This is a genomic window from Ruegeria sp. BB9, from assembly GCF_056539345.1.
In genome coordinates, this window is record NZ_JBQFUU010000004.1 from 207,720 (window position 1) to 225,087 (window position 17,368).

Here is a 17,368-nt window from a genome sequence, read left to right on the forward strand (position 1 = left end):
AATCATGCATGAATTCAGCAAAAAAGATAGGAATGCGTCCAAGCGGGTTTCGACTACGTAGATCCTGCAGGCTTTTGGCCGATCAACCCTGATCAGCGCTCAACCGACGCACCACGCGCTTCAAAAGATCAAGTTCAGCGCGCAGCAGGTCCATCTCGGCTCGGATATCGCCTACGGCCGGCGCGCCCGCGATTACGGTGATGTCGCCCACTTTTTCCTGTGAAGCGCTGTCGAGGATAATCACACTGTGGACACCTTCGGACAACAGGACCGTTGGTACGGGAACCCGAACATGCCAGCCACCTTCGGCCTCGGAAACCTCGATACCTTGCAGGACCTGATCCCGGTACCGGGCTTCAAGTTGGGGTGCGGTACTTCCTGAAAAGTGGCCTTCCCATACGCCGTCTTCGAACCGGATCGGGACGAGTTTTGTTTCCACCATGGCCTTTCCTTTCACAAGTCAGCGCGATGATGGCGGCACAGGGTCAAATCCCGCAGCACCACACGGTTCATACCAGGATCCTGGATGATAAGGTCCAGCCACATCTTCTCGATGCGACGTTCGTTCAAGGACAGATGCGCAAGATCAAAATCGATGTCGGATGTCGCATCTTTCGGTTCCAGCTTTCGCAGCACCTGCTCGGTATTCGGTCCATTCTGGATATTCAGCCTGGCAAAGACCTCGGCCGGGCGTTCACTGTCGACCGTCACATGGGTCCGGACCAGGTGTTGCCGCGTCAGACCCTCGGCGGCGCTGCCCGGAAGCTCGACAGACACGGAGAGGAACGAGCCTTGAAAGCTGAATACGTCGATCGCCAGGCTGAAAGGCGCCAGGTCCTTTTCCCCGCTGTTGCGGATTTGCCGGATTGCAATCTCGGCCAGCGGACAGTCATGGAAAAGCGCCACGCTGTCATCAAGCTGCACCTTGCGAGACAATGATACCAGGCCCGTAACGGGCAGGGGGCTGCCCCACAAATCCGGGCGCCATGCCCAATCCGTGCCAAGCGGTCTGGGGAAATTCTGGGTGCCGATATGCGGGCGGGTCAGGCGCCCGTCCGCAATCTGGATCAGCCGATCAAGTTGGGCGCGAAGAACCCGCGCCTGATCACGCTGCTGGCGAAGCAGGGGCAGGTCTTCGTGCGGCGCGTTCTGCGCCGTCCGTTTCCAATGCCCAACTGCCTTGCGGCTGAAATACCGATCCAGAAGTCTGCTCATGTGCCCAGTGCCTGAAACTGCACCTCTTTAGTCGGATTCCGCGGGCGGAATAAACCCGCCTTCGACAGATAGCACTGCAAAATTCCCGAATTGTGAACGACGCCGGTCGTGCCGGCCGGATTTTTGCAAGATCACGCCAGGGCACGTTCTTGAAATAGCACGGGGCAAAGCTTACCGTCAGTCACCCGGTCGCCGTGGATCCTCCGCAACGGGCCGCAGTCCAAAAAACAAGACGAGGCCGGGGCATGGAACCCACCCTATTCGCGTTCATCTGGAAACATTCCAAGAAACAGCAGTTCATTCTTCTGCTGTTGACCGTACTTTCGTTTCCGTTTCTCTATGCCTCGCTTGAATTGCCCAAGCAGATCATCAACGACGCCATCGGCGCGACCGGAAACACGGTAACGCTGTTCGGCACGAAGGTGACCCAGGTCCAATACCTGCTGATCCTGTGTTTTGCGTTCTTGGGAACCGTCCTGGCTGGCGGCCTCATGAAGATGCGCATCAACACCATGAAGGGGATCCTGGCCGAACGCATGTTGCGTCGGCTCAGATTCACCCTGATCAGCCGGATGCTGCGCTTCCCCAAACCGTATTTCTCGACCACAAGCCAGGGCGAGCTGGTGTCGATGATATCGTCTGAAGCGGAACCGATGGGCGGACTGATGGGCGACGCGATCGCCCAGCCGGTTTTCCAGTTCGGTCAGATGATGACGATTGTCACATTCCTGTTCATGCAGAGCGTCTGGTTCGGGCTGGCCTCGATCGCGCTGATCCCGCTGCAAGCCTGGCTGATCCCGCGCCTGCAGCGCCAGATCAACCTTTTGAACAAGGACCGTATTCAGGAGATCCGCCACCTGAGCACCGAGATCGGTGAAACCGCCGCCGGTATCAGCGACCTGCGCGCGAACGGTGGTTGGCGCTATCGGCTGGCGCAGTTCAGTCATCGTCTGGGAACCTTGTTCGATATCCGGGTCCGGATCTACAACAAGAAATTCTTCATGAAGTTCCTCAACAACCTGATCACGCAGATGACGCCGTTTCTGTTCTATTCGGTCGGCGGCTATCTCGCGATCACGGGCGAAGTGACAGTCGGTGCGCTGGTTGCGGCGCTGGGGGCGTACAAGGACCTCAGCGGCCCTTGGCGCGATCTGCTGACTTATTACAATCAGGTTCAGGACATGTCGTTGCGCTGGCAGGTCGTCACCGAACGGTTTGCACCCGAGAACATGATCCCCGAAGAACTGTTCTATGGCGAACCGGAGAGCATCCCGCACCTGCAGGGCGACATCGAATTGCGCAATGTCACGGTGCGCGACGAAGACGGCAAGTTGATACTTGAAGACATCGACCTGACGATCCCAAAGGGCGCTCGGGTCGCCATCAAGGCCTCGCACGACTCGGAAAGACAGGCGCTGGCCCAGTTGCTGATCCGCGAGATCCTGCCGGTTCAGGGCGAGGTCCTTCTGTCTGGGCACAACCTTCGCGAACTCCATCAGGCGGTGATCGCCGCCCGTGTCGGCTATGCCCACTCGCGACCCTACTTGTTCAACGGCACGCTTGGGGACAACCTGCTGATGCCTTTGCGTCCCCATCCCCAGCACGAGGCCGAAGCTCTGAAGGCCCCATCACGTTATCAGGTCGAAGCCGTGCGCGCCGGCAACTCCCCGGACCTGCTGGAGGACGAATGGGTCGACCCTCGCCTTGCAGGGCTGCAGAACATCGACGAGATCCGGGATTGGTGGTTCGAACTGGTCGAGGCGATGGGCATCGACGAATTCATGTTCCGGCGGACGTTGCGTTCGCAATTCGATCCCGAACTGCACCCCCATCTGGCCAAGGCGATCGTGGATGCGCGCGACAAGGTTGCAGCGCGTCTCAAGGAAAAGGGCTTGGACAAATACGTTTACCGGTTCGATCCGGACCGGTTCAACCCGGCCGTACCTTTGGGGGGCAACCTTTTGTTTGCCTCACCGTCGCGCAACATTTCACCGGACATCCTCGCCGGGGACGCTCGATTTCTTGCCATGCTGAGGGCCCATGATCTGGACAAGGACGCCCTGAGCATCGCGACGGCGGTTCTCAGCACGCTGCGCAAAACATTCGGCCGCGAAGGGACGGATCACCCGCTGTTCCTGCGCTTGGGCATGTCCAAGGACATGTACCACCGACTGCTCGACATCGACGAACGCCGCATGTCGAAAGGTGAGGCAACCCTGTCCGAACGTGAAATGGCGCTGTTGCTGACGGTGCCGTTCATGCTGACCGCCGAACAGATCGGCCCCAGTTTCCCCGAGGAATACAAGGAAAAGATCCTGTCGATCCGGCGCACGCAGGCCCAAAACCTGCACGCATCTTTCGACGGGCTGTTCATTCCTGTGGCCCCCGAAACCTATGTTCCGCGCCTGACCGTCATGGAAAATGCCCTGTATGGCCGCGTGTCGCTGATGGCCGGGGCACATGCCGAAGAGATCGAGGATGCCGTAGCCGAAGTCCTGATCGAGGCCGGCCTCACCCGTCGCCTGGCGGCCATCATCTACGATCTGCCGACCGGTCTTGGCGGGGCCAACCTGCCCACGGTTTTCCAGGAACGTGCCGCGTTTTCACGGGCAGCGATCAAGCGGCCCGACATCCTGATCTTGGACAAGGTTCTTGCCAGCCACGATTCGGAAAGCCGTCTGCGCACGCGCCTCAAGCTGCGTGAGTTGCTTCCCGACTCGGTCATGATCTTCATGGAAGATCATTTTGGCCATCCCGAAGCCTATGACATGTACGTGGAAATCAAGGACGGCCGAATCGACGGTGTATCGCGTTCCAAGGCCGAGGCGGATGACGAACAACCCGAAGACTTCAGCCGAAAACTCAAGATCATTTCGGCGACGGAACTGTTTTCGAGGCTTGACGGAAAACATCAGCGTCTGCTGGCCTTTTCGGCACAATGGTACGACGCGGCGGCGGGGCAGACCATATTCTCGCGCGGCCAAACGCCCGACGCGGCCTATCTGTGCATCTCCGGGCAGGCGAGCCTGGAATGGACGATGCCGGACGGTGAAAAGCGCAACATCTCCGTCGTCGAGCCAGGCCGCCTGATCGGCGACCTGTCGATAATCACCGGAGCGCCTCGGCAACTTGACCTCGTCGCAATGACCGACTGTTCGTTCCTGCGGATCGGCGCGGAAGAGCTGCGCGCCGTGGTAGAGGGTGACGCGGCTGTTTCGATGCGCCTTCTCGAAACGGTGGCCGGGTATCTGACAACCGTCTCGGAACGACTGTTGCTGTCTAATACCCCGTTGACACCCGAAGCCGAGACCGGGGCGGGCGGTTAGGATGCGCGACCCGCAGCCACACCCGGCCTATGCCCCGCACGAAATCCTGGTGGCGCCGGCCAGGGCTTATCCCGAACTCTGGCGGATGCTGCTCGGGTTCGCCATCATCACGGTCGTCGTTCTGGCACTCAACTTGGTTCTCCTTGCCGCTATAACCTCGTTTGGTTCGGCCGAACTGGTGTCCGGTTTCGAAGACGGGTCCTCGGCCCTGGCGCTGCTGGTAATCCTTTCCAGTTTCGCCTTCGCCACGCTGGGCGTCGGATTGGCCGTGCGACAGTTGCAGCACCGGAAACTGATCTCGGTGGTCGGGCCACCGATTCTGACTGCTCGACAATTCTGGCGGGTTCTGCGGGCGCTGGTCGTGCTGGGCGCTCTGCTTTTTGTTCTGCCCCCATACGATATGGGACCGCCGTTGGAGCCAAACCTGCCGGTTTTCAGGTGGCTGCTGCTGTTGCCGCTGGCGCTGGTGGCTGTCCTTATTCAGGTCAGCGCCGAAGAGATTCTGTTCCGCGGGTTCCTGCAACAATCGCTGGCCGCCCGGTTCAGGGCCCCGTGGATTTGGGTGGGCGTACCCTCCCTTATTTTTGCCGCCGGGCACTACGCACCTCTTGCCGCCGGTGACAATGCGATCCTGATCGCAGGTTGGGCCTTTGTCTTTGGGCTGCTTAGTGCCGACATCACCGCCAGAGCAGGGACGCTGGGACCCGCAATCGCCATGCATTTTGCCAACAATGTAACAGCTCTGCTGATTGTATCGTTGCCTGACGGTCTGGGTGGGTTGGCCCTCTATCATCTTCCGTTCGAAACATCGGACACCGGTATCCTGCGCCAGTGGCTTGTCGTGGATTTCGCGGTGATGATCGTCAGCTGGCTTGTTGCGCGACTTGCACTCAGGCGCTGATTGCATTTCCTTCCGTAGCGTCTTATTTGACTGCAACCCGCATCAGCAAGGTTCCGACATGAACTGGATCACAAACTACGTCCGCCCCCGGATCAACTCGATCTTCTCCCGCCGTGAGGTGCCCGAGAATCTCTGGCACAAATGCGACGAGTGCGGAACGATGCTGTTCCACCGTGAACTGGCGGACAACCAGAATGTCTGTACCCAGTGCGGACACCACATGCTGATCACCCCGCGCGAACGGTTCAAGCACCTGTTCGACGGTGGTATTTTCACCGAAGTCGCAGTGCCCGCGCCCAAGGAAGACCCGCTGCAGTTCCGCGATCAGAAGAAATACCCCGACCGCATGAAGGCAGCGCAGAAAAAGACCGGCGAGAAAGAAGCGATGCTGGTTGCCACCGGCGAGATCGGCCGCACGCCGATCGTGGCCGCGGCGCAGGATTTCTCGTTCATGGGCGGTTCGATGGGTATGTATGTGGGCAACGCCATCATCGCCGCCGCACAAGAGGCGGTAAAGCTCAAGCGCCCGCTGATCCTGTTTTCCGCCGCCGGCGGTGCCCGGATGCAGGAGGGCATCCTCAGCCTGATGCAGATGCCGCGCACTACGGTCGCGGTGGAGATGCTGAAAGAGGCGGGCCTGCCCTATATCGTCGTTCTGACCCATCCCACTACCGGCGGTGTGACGGCGTCCTACGCGATGCTCGGCGACGTGCATATTGCCGAGCCGAACGCGTTGATCTGTTTCGCTGGCCCCCGCGTGATCGAGCAGACGATCCGTGAGAAACTGCCCGACGGCTTCCAGCGCGCCGAATACCTGCTGGATCACGGCATGCTGGACCGCGTCACCAAACGGACCGAGTTGCGGGACGAGCTGATCACCATCACCCGGATGCTGATGGGTCTGCCCCCGGCGGTCAAAGGCGATCTGCCCGCCCCGAAAGGGGGCGAAGCCGAACAGCCTGACGCTCAGAGCAAGCCTGCCGAAGACCAGCCCAAGAAATGACCGCGCCCACATCCGACGTCATCCTCGACCGGATGATGGCGCTGCACCCCAAGATCATCGACCTGACCTTGGACCGTGTCTGGCGTCTGCTCGAAGCTTTGGGCAACCCGCAGGACAAGCTGCCCCCGGTGATCCATATCGCTGGCACCAACGGCAAGGGCTCGACCCAGGCGATGATCCGCGCCGGGCTGGAAGGGGCAAGGCTGACGGCCCATGCCTACACCTCGCCGCATCTGGCACGCTTCCACGAGCGCATCCGCCTGGCGGGCGAGCTGATCTCGGAACCCGACCTGACCGCCGTTCTGGATGAGTGTTACACCGCCAATGGCGACGCGAACATCACCTATTTCGAGATTACCACCTGCGCGGCCCTGCTGGCCTTTTCCCGCGTGCCCGCCGACTACACGCTGCTCGAAGTGGGGCTTGGCGGGCGGCTCGACGCTACCAACGTGATCGCAAAGCCCGCGGTCACGGTCATCACCCCGATCTCGATCGACCATGAACAGTTCCTCGGCAACACGCTGGCCAAGATCGCCGCCGAAAAGGCCGGCATCATCAAGCGCGGCGTGCCCTGCATCGTCGGCCCGCAGCCGGACGAAGCGATGGAGGTCATCGAGGCCACCGCCGCCCGCCTCGGCGCACCGCTGCTGGCTTACGGACAGCACTGGCACGTCTACGAGGAACATGGCCGCCTGATCTATCAGGACGAAACCGGCCTGCGCGACCTGCCGCTGCCAAACCTGTTGGGCGCCCACCAGATCCAGAACGCCGGCGCCGCGCTGGCGGTGCTGCGCCACCTCGATCTGGGCGATGAGGCCTACGAGGCAGCGGTCACACGCGCCGAATGGCCCGCCCGGATGCAGCGACTGAAGACCGGCCCGCTGGTCGAACAGGCGCCTCAGGCCGAACTCTGGCTCGACGGCGGCCACAACGCCGCCGCCGGCGTCGCGCTGGCGGACGTCTTGGCCAAGCTGCCCCCGCGACCCACACACCTGATCTGCGGCATGCTCAACACCAAGGACGTGACCGGCTACCTCTCCCCGCTGGCCCAGCAAGCCGCCAGCCTGACCGCCGTTTCCATCCCGGGCGAGACCAACACGCTGAGCGCCGACGAAACCGCCGCCGCCGCCAAATCGGTGAACCTGCCCGCGACGACCGCCAGCAGCGTGTCCCAAGCCCTCGACACCATCATCAAAGCCGACCCTCAGGTGCGCGTGCTGATCTGCGGCTCGCTCTACCTCGCGGGCAACATCCTACGCGAAAACGGCTGACCATTCATTGAGCCACAGCTACGGCAGAGGCAACGCTCGCTATTGTCCCCAGTCCTGTGCCTGCATCTCCCGCAGGCGCGAGGCTGTGCGCTCGAACTCAAAAACACCTTCCCCCTCGACATACAGCATCTCGGGCTCGGCGGCCGCTGAACAGATCAACCTCACCTTCGCCTCATACAGCGCATCGATCAACGTGACGAACCGCTTCGCCTCGTTGAAGTTGTTGCGCGACAGGCGCGGTATGTCCTCGAGCACCAATACTTTTACCGCATCAGCAATGGCAAGATAGTCCCCCGGCCCCAGCATCCGGCCGCACAGATCGTAGAACGAGGCCCGTGCCACTCCATTGCGAAACGCGGGCAAAACCACCTCGCGCCCCTTGACATGGAGGGTCAATGGTTCGGCCGGCCCACCGGACAGGTCGGCCCAAACGGCCCGGATCTTCTCTCGCGCCTCGGGTCCGATGGGTGTGAAATAGACCGGCGAGCCCTCGAGCCGGTTCTGCCGGTAATCCGTGGGCGACGTCAGTTCCCACACTTCGAGCTGCTGCTTGATGTGGTGGATGAAGGGCAGGAACAGCTGCCGGTTCAGGCCATCCTTGTACAGATCGTCGGGATGCCGGTTCGAGGTGGTCACAACGACGACGCCTCCCGCGTGCAGCAGGTCGAACAGCCGCCCGACGATCATCGCGTCAGTGATGTCGGTGATCTGCATCTCGTCAAAGGCCAGCAGGCGCACGGAATTCACGACCGAGGCCGCCACCGGCGCCAGTGCATCCTGCACGCCGGTTTCGCGCGCCTCATGCATGCCCGCGTGGATTTCCTGCATGAAGGCATGGAAATGGACGCGCCGGGCCGGAATATGCCCCAGTGTTTCGACGAACATGTCCATCAACATGGACTTGCCGCGCCCCACGCCGCCCCACAGGTACAAGCCTTTGGGCGGCGGCAGTGCCTTGCGGAACAGCCCGCGTTTCACCGGCGCGGCCAGAGCCGCCCGGATACGCTCGAACTGGGGCAGAACGGCCTCTTGCGCGTCGTCGCGGTTCAGGGTGCCATCGGCAACGCGGGCCTCGTACAACGAGATCATGTCGGTCATGGCCCGAGCCATAGCGCCCACCCGCGCCATTGAAAAGAAGGCATCCCCCGACATGCATCAATTTTGGTTAATCGTGACCGCAAAACTCCTGAATTGACGAGCGAGCCCAAGTGGATACTGTCGGCGGGCTGAAACCGGAGGCCCCATGACCCCAACCGCCCGTCTGCTCAACCCGGTGCTGATCGTCGGATGCGTGATCATTACGGTCAGCTTCGCCGTGCGCGCCTCGTTCGGCGTGTTTCAGATTCCGATCGCCGAGGAGTTCGGCTGGCTGCGCACCGATTTCTCGCTGGCCATCGCGATCCAGAACCTGGCCTGGGGCATCGGCCAGCCGATCTTTGCCGCCATCGCCGAAAAGATGGGCGATCGGCGGGCGATCATTCTGGGCGCGTTGACCTATGCGGCAGGGATGGTTCTGTCGGCCTGGTCCGTCACGCCCTTCGGGCACCAACTCTATGCCTGGTTGGTCGGCTTCGGTATCGCGGGCACGGGCTTCGGCGTGGTGCTGGCGGTGGTCGGGCGGGCCGCGACGGATCAGAACCGCTCGATGTCACTGGCGATCGTGACGGCAGCGGGCAGCTTCGGGCAGGTGATCGGCGCGCCCACGGCCGAATGGCTGCTGACATTCCTGCCTTGGCAGCAGGTGTTCATCATCTTCGCCATTGCCATTTTGGCCCTTGTGCTGACGCTGCCTTTCATGCGCGCACCCGCGCAGGTCAGCAAGGCCGAATTGGAAGAAAGCATGGGCCAGATCCTGGGCCGCGCCTTCCGCGACCCGTCCTATGCGCTGATATTCCTGGGTTTTTTCAGCTGCGGCTATCAACTGGGTTTCATCACCGCGCACTTCCCGGCCTTCGTGACCGAGATGTGCGGGCCGATACAACCCGGCGGTGTCCTGCATGCGATGGGCATCACAACAACGTCTGCTTTGGGTGCGCTGGCGATCTCGCTGATCGGGCTCGCCAATATCGGAGGCACCCTGCTGGCCGGGTGGGCGGGCAATCACTTCCCCAAGAAATACCTTCTGGCGGCGGTTTATACCGGGCGCACGATCGCGGCCGCAGCGTTCATCCTGTTTCCTATCACGCCTCTGACCGTGATCCTGTTCTCGCTGGTCATGGGGTCACTATGGCTGGCGACGATCCCGTTGACCTCGGGCCTCGTCGCGCATCTTTACGGCTTGCGCTACATGGGCACGCTGTATGGCATCATATTCTTCAGCCATCAGGTCGGCAGTTTCCTGGGCATCTGGCTGGGCGGCCGCATGTATGACCTTTATGGCGACTATACCGTGGTCTGGTGGATCGGCGTGGCCATCGGCGCCTTCAGCGCGATCGTGCACCTGCCGATCCGCGAAAACCGCCCGGCGCAGCCCGCTGCCGCCTAGGATCAGGCGGCCTCGTCCAAGGAGAGCAGACCTTCGGCCACCAGCCTTTCGGCCCAGCCCTTCGGGCCGTCGAAATGGTGGGTCTGCCATCCACGGCCACGGGCGGTTTCGATATTGTCGATCCGGTCGTCGGTGAACAGCAGCGTCTCGGGCGGCAGGCCGCAATCCTGTTCGACCATCTGGTAGATCGGGGCATGCGGTTTCACCATCTTCATCCGCCCCGAGACATAGTGCCGGTCGAACTCTTTCAGGAACGGATAGACGGTGGTGGCATAGTCGAAATTCTGCACCCCGAAATTGGTCAGCGCAAAGACTGGCACGCCCTTGGCCCGCAGCGCGCGCTGCAGCCGGACCGAATGCGGGATCTCGGGCGCGGCCAGTTCGATCCAGTTGTCGTGCCACATGCGGATCTCATTGCGCCAATCGGGGTATTTCTCGGCCCAGGCATAGATCGTGTCGGTGAAGTGATGCCCCTGATCGACCAGGTCGTTCATGCCGTGCAGATCGACGGCCGAGAACATGGCGCGGCGCCTGTCCTCGCCGATCACACGGTCATAATACCGCTCGGGCTGCCATTCGATCAGAACGTTGCCGATGTCAAAAACAACCGCTTCTACGGGCATGGGGGTTCCTGTTCGCTTGTGTTGCGTTTGGGGCTGACTGAACCAACCCGCCGAGCGGGATGCAAGGCCAAACTCAGCCGCGCAGGGCGGCGCGCATCTCACGCTCGAGCGCGTCCAGAAACCGCGATCGGTCGGCCTTGGAAAACGGTTTGCCACCGCCCCCGGCGCCCAGCGGATTGGCGGCGCGCAGATCCGCCATCAGATCGCGCATCGCCAGTTGCTGACCGATATTGGCAGCGGTGAAGGCCTCGCCATTGGGGCGCAGCACCCGCGCGCCGGCCTGGACGCATTTGGCGGCTAACGGGATGTCCGAGGTGATGACGATGTCGCCCGCGTCGCACCGCTCGGCGATCCACTTGTCGGCTTCGTCAGCGCCTTGCGCCACGGTCACGATCTGAACCAGCGGGTTGGCCGACGGGCGCAGCCCGCCATTCGCCACCACCACCATCGGCACCTTGTGCCGCGTGGCGACGCGTTCGGCCTCGGCCTTCACCGGGCAGGCGTCGCCATCGACATACAGGGTCGTCACGCCTGCTTGGCCTTCTTGGGCGCCAACTTTGCTGGCTCGGGGGCATCGGATTTGCGCACCTTGAACTCGTCCGGGATCGGCATCCGGTTGAAGGCGTCGAGCCCGGCAATCTTGTAGGCCTCGGCCAGGGTCGGATAGTTGAAGGTGTTCTGCACGAAATAGTCCACCGTGCCCTTCAGGTTCAGCACCGCCTGGGCGATGTGGATCAACTCGGTCGCGCCTTCGCCGACGATCTGCACGCCCAGCACCCGGCGGGTTTTCAGCGAGAACAGCATCTTCAGCATCCCGTGCTCGAGCCCCATGATATGCCCGCGCGAGGTCTCGCGGAACCGGGCCACGCCCACCTCATAGGGAATGCCGCGTTCCTGCAGCTCTTCCTCGGACATGCCGCAGGTCGAGATCTCGGGCACCGAATAGATGCCATAGGGAAACCAAGGGCTTTCTGGCAGGGTAGGGGTCTCAAGCGCGTGGCAGGCCGCAACGCGTCCCTGCTGCATCGAGGTCGAGGCCAGCGACGGATGCCCGATCACGTCCCCGGTGGCATAGATATGCGGCACCGAGGTCTGATAGGTCTTGCGATCGACCGTGATGCGGTTGCGGTGGTCGGTTTCGATCCCAACCGCACCCAAATTCAGCGCCGCGGTGTTGCCCATACGGCCCGCCGCGAACAACAGCATCTCGGCCCGGACATGGCGGCCGTTTGACATGGTGATCTCGACATGCTTGCCGGCGTCCTCGATCTTTTCCACGGCCGAGCCCAAGCGCAGGTCCACCCCGTTTTCACGGATCTGATGGGTGAATTCCTGGATCAGGGTCTTGTCGATGAAATCCAGAAAGGTCTCGCGCGGTTCGATCAGCGTCACCCGCACATCCAGCGCCGAGAACATCGTGGCGTACTCGACCCCGATCACGCCCGCACCGATCACGCAGAGCGAGCGCGGGATCTCGGCCATTTCTAGGAACTCGTCGCCATCGACGATGGTCTTGCCGTTGAAGGGCACGTAATCGGGGCGATAAGTTTTTGTCCCGGTCGAGATCAGGAATTTCGCGGCCGTCAAGCGGGTGGTGTCGCCCGCATCGGCGGTGACCTCGATCTCGTGCGGGCCGGTGAAGCGGGCTACGCCGTCCATGGTTTCAACGTGGTTGCGGTTGAACTGGTGTTCCAGCACGTCAACCTCGTAATCCAGCGTCATGTGCAGCCGGGCCTTGAGGTCTTCGGCGCGGATCTGGTCCTTGACCCGGTACGAGCGGCCGTAAAAGCTGCGCTCGCGCCAGCCCGACAGGTTCAGCACCGTTTCGCGCAGGGTCTTCGACGGGATCGTGCCCGTGTGCACCGACACGCCGCCCAACCGGTCACGGCGGTCAACCACCAGAACCTTGCGCTTCAGCTTGCCCGCCTGAATCGCCGCCGCGCGGCCCGATGGGCCCGAGCCGATGATGATCAGGTCATAGTCGTATTTGCTCATCCCTCAGTCTCCGTACAGGGCTTCGGCGTGGAAGGTGACGTGGTCCTCGATGAAGGTGGACACAAAGAAGTAAGAGTGGTCATAGCCGGGCTGCAGCCGGACCGTTGCCTGCTGGCGGCGCTCGGCGATGGCCTGGGCCAGAGCCTCGGGGCGCAGCAGGTCGATGAACTGGTCGTTGGTGCCGGTGTCGATCAGGATCGGGCCGTCAAAGCCCTTTTCCTTCATCATCAGAGTCGCGTCATGTTTGGCCCAGGCGGCCGGGTCATCGCCCAGATAGGCGCCCAGTTGCTTGCGGCCCCAGTCGCTGGCCGTGGGGTTCGAGATTGGCGCAAAGGCCGAGACCGAGCGGAAGCGGCCCGGAAGGTTCATCGCCAGCGTCAGCGCGCCGTGGCCGCCCATGGAATGGCCGGTGATGGCCTGGCGGTCGCCATCGATGGCGAAGTGTTCGACCAGCAGCGCGGGCAGTTCCTCGGCCACGTAGTCCCACATGTTGAAATGCGGTGCCCAGGGCGATTGCGTGGCCTTGACGTAGAACCCGGCGCCTTGGCCCAGGTCGTAATCCTCATGATCGGCGATCCCTTCGCCGCGCGGCGAGGTGTCGGGGAAGACCAGTGCGATGCCTTGTTCGGCGGCCCAGCCCTGCGCGCCCGCCTTGACCATCGCGTTTTCATGGGTGCAGGTCAGGCCCGACAGATACCACAGGACCGGAACCGGGCCGTCCTTGGCCTCGGCCGGCAGGAACAGGCCAAAGGTCATGTCGCACTGGCACGCCGCCGAGGCGTGGCGGTACACGCCCTGCACGCCACCGAAACAGGCGTTTTCGGAAAGGGTTTCCATCTGGCATCATCCTTACGTTGGGTTCGTGCCATGGCTAACGGGCGAAGGCCCCGGCGTAAAGTCCGGGCACCAATGTTCGCACGCATTTTGAAGTCGCCGCGTCAGAATGCGGCAACCCACGCGATGACCACCGGCACGGTCAGAATGCTGACAATGGTCGACAGTAGAATGGCGGCAGATGCCCGGTGCGGCGCCACGCCATAGTGGGCCGCCAGCATGTAGACATTGCCGGCCACAGGCAGGGCGGCGGCGGAGATAGCCACCGCCGCGGCAAAAGGATCAGTCTGCAGCAGCCACAGCAGCACCACAGCCACACAGGCCGGATGCACGGCAAGTTTGCAAAAGCTGAGCCAGAGCGCGATCTGAACCCGCTCGGCCGATTTGCTGGCCAGCGAGGCGCCGATGGCGAACAGCGCCCCCGGCGTGGCGGCGCCGCCCAGAATGGTCAGAAAATCGTTCAACGGGTCAGGCACCGGCATCTGCAGGGCCGACCAGATCAACCCAGCCGATATCGAGACGATCATCGGGTTCTTCAGCAAACCAAGGCCGATCAGGCGCAAAGTTCCGGCACTCAGCCGACCATCCCGCCCGCCGTTGATCAGGATCACGATCAGAGAGGAAAACACCACCAGATCGACCGTCAGAACCAGCATGACCGGCCCGATGGCGGATTCGGAAAACAGCAGGGCCAACATCGGCAGACCCAGAAAGCCCACATTTCCGATAGCGGCGCATTGCGCCTCGACCGCCGCGGTGGGGATGTCGAGCCCGCGCAGATAGGCGACCAACGTGGCCAGCGCGTATACGCCGGCGGTGCCGATCAGATAGCCCAGCATCAGCCGCGCGTTGAAGATCTCGGCAAAGGGCAGCGTGGCGGCAAAGCGGAACAGCATCGCCGACAACGCGAAATAGAACACGAACTTGGTCAGATAGGCCGTGGCGTCTTCGGTGAAGAACCGGCTGCGCCCGGCCCAGTATCCCAGGCCGATGATCGCAAAGAAGGGCAGGGTGCGCAGAAAGATATCGACCATGCGCAGATTGGTAACATAGAATTACCACATCGCAAGCAGGGTCATCACCCGCTGCCGATCAAAATCCCGGCTGCCAGCACCAGCGATCCGCCCAGAACGACCTGAAAAGCCGCACGGAAGAACGGAGTTTCCATATAGCGGTTCTGAATCCACGCGATCGCCCACAATTCGAAAAACACCACGATGAAGGCAATGATCGTGGCCGTCCAGAATTCCGGGATCAGATAGGGTAGGGCGTGGCCCAATCCGCCGACCGTGGTCATCACCCCGGACGCCAAACCCCGCTTGACCGGTGATCCACGGCCCGACAGCTCGCCATCGTCCGATGCCGCTTCGGTGAAGCCCATGGAAATGCCCGCGCCCACTGACGCTGCAAGGCCCACAAGAAAGGTCGTCCAAGGGTCGTGCGTGGCAAAGGCCGTCGCGAAGATCGGCGCCAAGGTCGACACTGACCCGTCCATCAGCCCGGCCAATCCCGGCTGGACCCAGGTCAAGATGAATTGCCGGTGCGAAATCACCTTTTCAGCTTCTTTTTCATCGTGATCCAGGTGAGCTTCTTCCAATTCGGCGGCCGCGGCTTGATGTCCCGCTTCGGCCGCAGCCAGGTCGCCCAGAAGTTTGCGTGTTGCTGCATCGGTCGTACGACCAGCAGCCGCCAGATAGAAGCGTTCCGCGTCGCGCTCCATCATCTCGGCTTCTTCGCGGATTCGCTCGATTCCGAGATTCTCGACCAGCCAGATCGGACGGCGGGCGTAGTAACCGGCGACATGCTCGCGCCGGATCAGAGGGATCACCGGGCCGAACCGATCCTCGTGCAGACCGATCAGGCGACGGCGGTGCTCGTCTTCCTCGGCAGCCATGCCATCGAAGATTTTGGCTGTCGCCGGATAGTCGGGGCGCAGCATTTCGGCATATGACCTATAGATCCGCGCGTCGTCTTCCTCGGACGAAATCGCTAGCGCAATAACTTCCTGCTCGGTCAGATCTCTGAAGTGTTTGCGCTGAGTGAAAAACCGCATTGCCACCCTCGTTTTAGAATTATTCTAATCTACGCTGCGTAACGGAACTTTCAAGCCGAATTGAAAACCGTTGAAACTGAACTGACTGGTTTATAGATTTGTCGCAGCACCCAGCCAAGGAGACACCATGACCCAAGCCGCCACCATCGTGCGTACTGGACGGAAATTCGACCAGGTTCTGAACGGCGCCCGAGAGGTTTTCATGGCGGATGGGTTCGAAGGCGCAAGCGTCGATGATATCGCGCGCGCGGCGGGTGTGTCGAAGGCGACGCTCTACAGCTATTTCCCGGACAAACGACTTCTGTTTTCCGAGGTGGCGCAGACCGAGTGTTGCCGCATGGCTGAAAACGTGCTGGCCATGATCGACGAAACCAAACCGGTACGCGAGGCGTTGATGATCACCGCCACGCATTTGACTCGGTTTCTGGTATCGGATTTTGCGCAGCAGGTGTTCCGCATCTGCGTAGCCGAGCGTGACAGGTTCCCGGAACTGGGCAAGGCGTTCTACGAGGCCGGCCCCGCCAACGGTCAGCGCCAGATGGCCGAGTATCTGGAAAAAGCCGTGGCCAAAGGTGAACTGGCGATTGACGACGTGCATTTTGCCGCCGAGCAGTTCTCGGAATTGTGCAAGGTGCGCCTGTGGACACTCGCGGCTTTGGGGATCCAAACCCGGTTCTCGGACGAGGAAATCGAGGAAGTGGCCACCAACGCCGTTGACATGTTCATGGCGCGCTACGGCACCTGACGGATCGGCTCAGCCCGACAGTCCAACCAGCGCCACGCCCCCCGCCATCAGGATGGCGGCCCCCAGCCTGCGCACCCAATAGCCTTCGTGCAGGAAGACGAACCCGATCAGGGCCGCAAAAATCACTGAGGTTTCCCGCAACGCCGAGACCGCCCCCAGCGGCGCGAAATTCTTGGCATACAGCACCAGCCCATAAGCCAGCATCGACACGAAGCCGCCCAGGATGCCGATCGCCCAGGTGCGGGCCGGGAGTTGTGTCAGAACCTGCCGCCGTCGAAGACCCACAAAGCCGGCGATGAACAGGTGCAGAAACGCCCCCCAAGCCCAGTAGCTGAGCGTGTTTCCAGACAGCCGCACTCCGATGCCGTCCACAACCGAATAGACCGAGATGCAAAGTCCGGTACCCACCGCAAACCCCAGCGCTGCGCCGCCGACGCCTTGCCGGAGCGAGCTCCAACTGCTGAGCTGGATGCCGACCGCAATCAGACCGATGCCGATCCAGGCTTGCAGGGGCAGAACCTCATCCAGCAAAAGATAGGCCCAAAGCGCCACTAGCGCCGGAACGATGCCCCGGGCGATCGGGTAGACGACGCTGAGGTCGCCATGCTGATAGGCTTTGCCCAGCATGAAGTAATAACCGAAATGCACGACGGTGGACAAAAGGATGTAGACAAAGCTGTCGCTGCCCGGAAAGGGCAGCACAAGGATCATGACGCTGGCTGGGATCACATGCCCGAAGGCCACAAGCCCCAGCGTCGTCGTCCGGTCGCCCGCGGTTTTGACGATGGCGTTCCAGACGGCGTGCAGGATGGCAGCCGACAGAATGATCGCGACGACGAATGAGCTCACCGGCGGTCCTCAGGTGATGGGGCGGCCCCTAGAAGGATCGGCCCGGCTGCAACTTTCTCGCACCAGGC

At 61.9% G+C, this 17,368-nt stretch carries 16 protein-coding genes; 6 read left to right on the top strand and 10 right to left on the bottom strand.

The features are described from left to right. Nucleotides 1-82: 82 nt before the first annotated feature. Nucleotides 83-442, bottom strand: coding sequence for a hypothetical protein (locus tag ACR0FC_RS14785; RefSeq protein ID WP_170341510.1), 360 nt, complete (start codon nucleotides 440-442; stop codon nucleotides 83-85). A gap of 11 nt (nucleotides 443-453) precedes the next feature. Then, entirely contained in the window at nucleotides 454-1,215 is a 762-nt protein-coding gene (locus ACR0FC_RS14790; protein WP_170341512.1) for a DUF6478 family protein, read from the bottom strand. Between the two features lie 245 nt (nucleotides 1,216-1,460). Here ACR0FC_RS14790 and ACR0FC_RS14795 point away from each other — a divergent pair, with 245 nt between their 5' ends. Genes ACR0FC_RS14795 through ACR0FC_RS14810 form a run of 4 tightly spaced genes read left to right on the top strand, consistent with a single transcriptional unit; the run spans nucleotide 1,461 to nucleotide 7,716 of the window. Further along, nucleotides 1,461-4,541: an ABC transporter transmembrane domain-containing protein gene (locus ACR0FC_RS14795; RefSeq protein WP_170341514.1), complete on the top strand. Its 3,081-nt coding sequence runs from the start codon at nucleotides 1,461-1,463 to the stop codon at nucleotides 4,539-4,541. 1 nt (nucleotide 4,542) lies between these two features. Continuing rightward, nucleotides 4,543-5,442, top strand: a complete 900-nt coding sequence (locus ACR0FC_RS14800; RefSeq protein WP_170341515.1) for a CPBP family intramembrane glutamic endopeptidase — start codon at nucleotides 4,543-4,545, stop codon at nucleotides 5,440-5,442. A gap of 58 nt (nucleotides 5,443-5,500) precedes the next feature. Further along, entirely contained in the window at nucleotides 5,501-6,445 is a 945-nt protein-coding gene (accD, locus tag ACR0FC_RS14805) for an acetyl-CoA carboxylase, carboxyltransferase subunit beta (protein ID WP_170341517.1), read from the top strand. After that, on the top strand, nucleotides 6,442-7,716 hold the full coding sequence (locus ACR0FC_RS14810; RefSeq protein ID WP_170341518.1) for a bifunctional folylpolyglutamate synthase/dihydrofolate synthase: 1,275 nt from the start codon (nucleotides 6,442-6,444) through the stop codon (nucleotides 7,714-7,716). The genes accD and ACR0FC_RS14810 overlap by 4 nt, the downstream gene beginning before the upstream one ends. Before the next feature lie 39 nt (nucleotides 7,717-7,755). On the opposite strand, the gene zapE is transcribed toward ACR0FC_RS14810, so the two are convergent. Continuing rightward, nucleotides 7,756-8,814, bottom strand: coding sequence for a cell division protein ZapE (gene zapE, locus ACR0FC_RS14815; RefSeq protein ID WP_170341982.1), 1,059 nt, complete (start codon nucleotides 8,812-8,814; stop codon nucleotides 7,756-7,758). Between the two features lie 145 nt (nucleotides 8,815-8,959). Between zapE and ACR0FC_RS14820 the strand changes: the two genes are divergently transcribed. Beyond that, nucleotides 8,960-10,201 (top strand): MFS transporter, encoded by a 1,242-nt coding sequence (locus ACR0FC_RS14820; protein WP_170341520.1) that lies wholly within the window; start codon nucleotides 8,960-8,962, stop codon nucleotides 10,199-10,201. 2 nt (nucleotides 10,202-10,203) lie between these two features. Here the strand turns inward: ACR0FC_RS14820 and ACR0FC_RS14825 are convergent, their stop codons facing one another. From ACR0FC_RS14825 to mbfA, 6 genes are all read right to left on the bottom strand, one after another. Then, on the bottom strand, nucleotides 10,204-10,824 hold the full coding sequence (locus ACR0FC_RS14825; protein WP_170341522.1) for an HAD family hydrolase: 621 nt from the start codon (nucleotides 10,822-10,824) through the stop codon (nucleotides 10,204-10,206). Between the two features lie 73 nt (nucleotides 10,825-10,897). Further along, nucleotides 10,898-11,353: a YaiI/YqxD family protein gene (locus ACR0FC_RS14830; protein ID WP_170341524.1), complete on the bottom strand. Its 456-nt coding sequence runs from the start codon at nucleotides 11,351-11,353 to the stop codon at nucleotides 10,898-10,900. After that, on the bottom strand, nucleotides 11,350-12,819 hold the full coding sequence (sthA, locus tag ACR0FC_RS14835) for a Si-specific NAD(P)(+) transhydrogenase (protein WP_170341525.1): 1,470 nt from the start codon (nucleotides 12,817-12,819) through the stop codon (nucleotides 11,350-11,352). Before sthA ends, ACR0FC_RS14830 begins: the two co-directional genes overlap by 4 nt. Before the next feature lie 3 nt (nucleotides 12,820-12,822). Then, nucleotides 12,823-13,656: an S-formylglutathione hydrolase gene (gene fghA, locus ACR0FC_RS14840; RefSeq protein ID WP_170341527.1), complete on the bottom strand. Its 834-nt coding sequence runs from the start codon at nucleotides 13,654-13,656 to the stop codon at nucleotides 12,823-12,825. A gap of 101 nt (nucleotides 13,657-13,757) precedes the next feature. Beyond that, a complete protein-coding gene (locus tag ACR0FC_RS14845; RefSeq protein WP_170341529.1) occupies nucleotides 13,758-14,687 on the bottom strand; it encodes an AEC family transporter in 930 nt (309 codons plus the stop codon). A 44-nt stretch (nucleotides 14,688-14,731) separates the two neighbouring features. Further along, nucleotides 14,732-15,706, bottom strand: a complete 975-nt coding sequence (gene mbfA, locus ACR0FC_RS14850) for an iron exporter MbfA (RefSeq protein WP_093963335.1) — start codon at nucleotides 15,704-15,706, stop codon at nucleotides 14,732-14,734. Nucleotides 15,707-15,833: 127 nt separating this feature from the next. Between mbfA and ACR0FC_RS14855 the strand changes: the two genes are divergently transcribed. Then, nucleotides 15,834-16,451, top strand: coding sequence for a TetR/AcrR family transcriptional regulator (locus ACR0FC_RS14855; RefSeq protein WP_170341531.1), 618 nt, complete (start codon nucleotides 15,834-15,836; stop codon nucleotides 16,449-16,451). 9 nt (nucleotides 16,452-16,460) lie between these two features. Here ACR0FC_RS14855 and ACR0FC_RS14860 read toward each other — a convergent pair whose 3' ends face one another. Beyond that, complete coding sequence (locus tag ACR0FC_RS14860; protein WP_170341533.1) at nucleotides 16,461-17,300, bottom strand: EamA family transporter; 840 nt, start codon at nucleotides 17,298-17,300, stop codon at nucleotides 16,461-16,463. Between the last annotated feature and the right edge of the window lie 68 nt (nucleotides 17,301-17,368).

Excerpts from the sequence above, each read along its gene's own strand:
- ACR0FC_RS14785 (WP_170341510.1), bottom strand. The coding sequence starts at position 442 with ATGGTGGAAACAAAACTCGTCCCGATCCGGTTCGAAGACGGCGTATGG.
- ACR0FC_RS14790 (WP_170341512.1), bottom strand. The coding sequence starts at position 1,215 with ATGAGCAGACTTCTGGATCGGTATTTCAGCCGCAAGGCAGTTGGGCAT.
- ACR0FC_RS14795 (WP_170341514.1), top strand. The coding sequence starts at position 1,461 with ATGGAACCCACCCTATTCGCGTTCATCTGGAAACATTCCAAGAAACAG.
- ACR0FC_RS14800 (WP_170341515.1), top strand. The coding sequence starts at position 4,543 with ATGCGCGACCCGCAGCCACACCCGGCCTATGCCCCGCACGAAATCCTG.
- accD (WP_170341517.1), top strand. The coding sequence starts at position 5,501 with ATGAACTGGATCACAAACTACGTCCGCCCCCGGATCAACTCGATCTTC.
- ACR0FC_RS14810 (WP_170341518.1), top strand. The coding sequence starts at position 6,442 with ATGACCGCGCCCACATCCGACGTCATCCTCGACCGGATGATGGCGCTG.
- zapE (WP_170341982.1), bottom strand. The coding sequence starts at position 8,814 with ATGACCGACATGATCTCGTTGTACGAGGCCCGCGTTGCCGATGGCACC.
- ACR0FC_RS14820 (WP_170341520.1), top strand. The coding sequence starts at position 8,960 with ATGACCCCAACCGCCCGTCTGCTCAACCCGGTGCTGATCGTCGGATGC.
- ACR0FC_RS14825 (WP_170341522.1), bottom strand. The coding sequence starts at position 10,824 with ATGCCCGTAGAAGCGGTTGTTTTTGACATCGGCAACGTTCTGATCGAA.
- sthA (WP_170341525.1), bottom strand. The coding sequence starts at position 12,819 with ATGAGCAAATACGACTATGACCTGATCATCATCGGCTCGGGCCCATCG.
- fghA (WP_170341527.1), bottom strand. The coding sequence starts at position 13,656 with ATGGAAACCCTTTCCGAAAACGCCTGTTTCGGTGGCGTGCAGGGCGTG.
- ACR0FC_RS14845 (WP_170341529.1), bottom strand. The coding sequence starts at position 14,687 with ATGGTCGATATCTTTCTGCGCACCCTGCCCTTCTTTGCGATCATCGGC.
- mbfA (WP_093963335.1), bottom strand. The coding sequence starts at position 15,706 with ATGCGGTTTTTCACTCAGCGCAAACACTTCAGAGATCTGACCGAGCAG.
- ACR0FC_RS14855 (WP_170341531.1), top strand. The coding sequence starts at position 15,834 with ATGACCCAAGCCGCCACCATCGTGCGTACTGGACGGAAATTCGACCAG.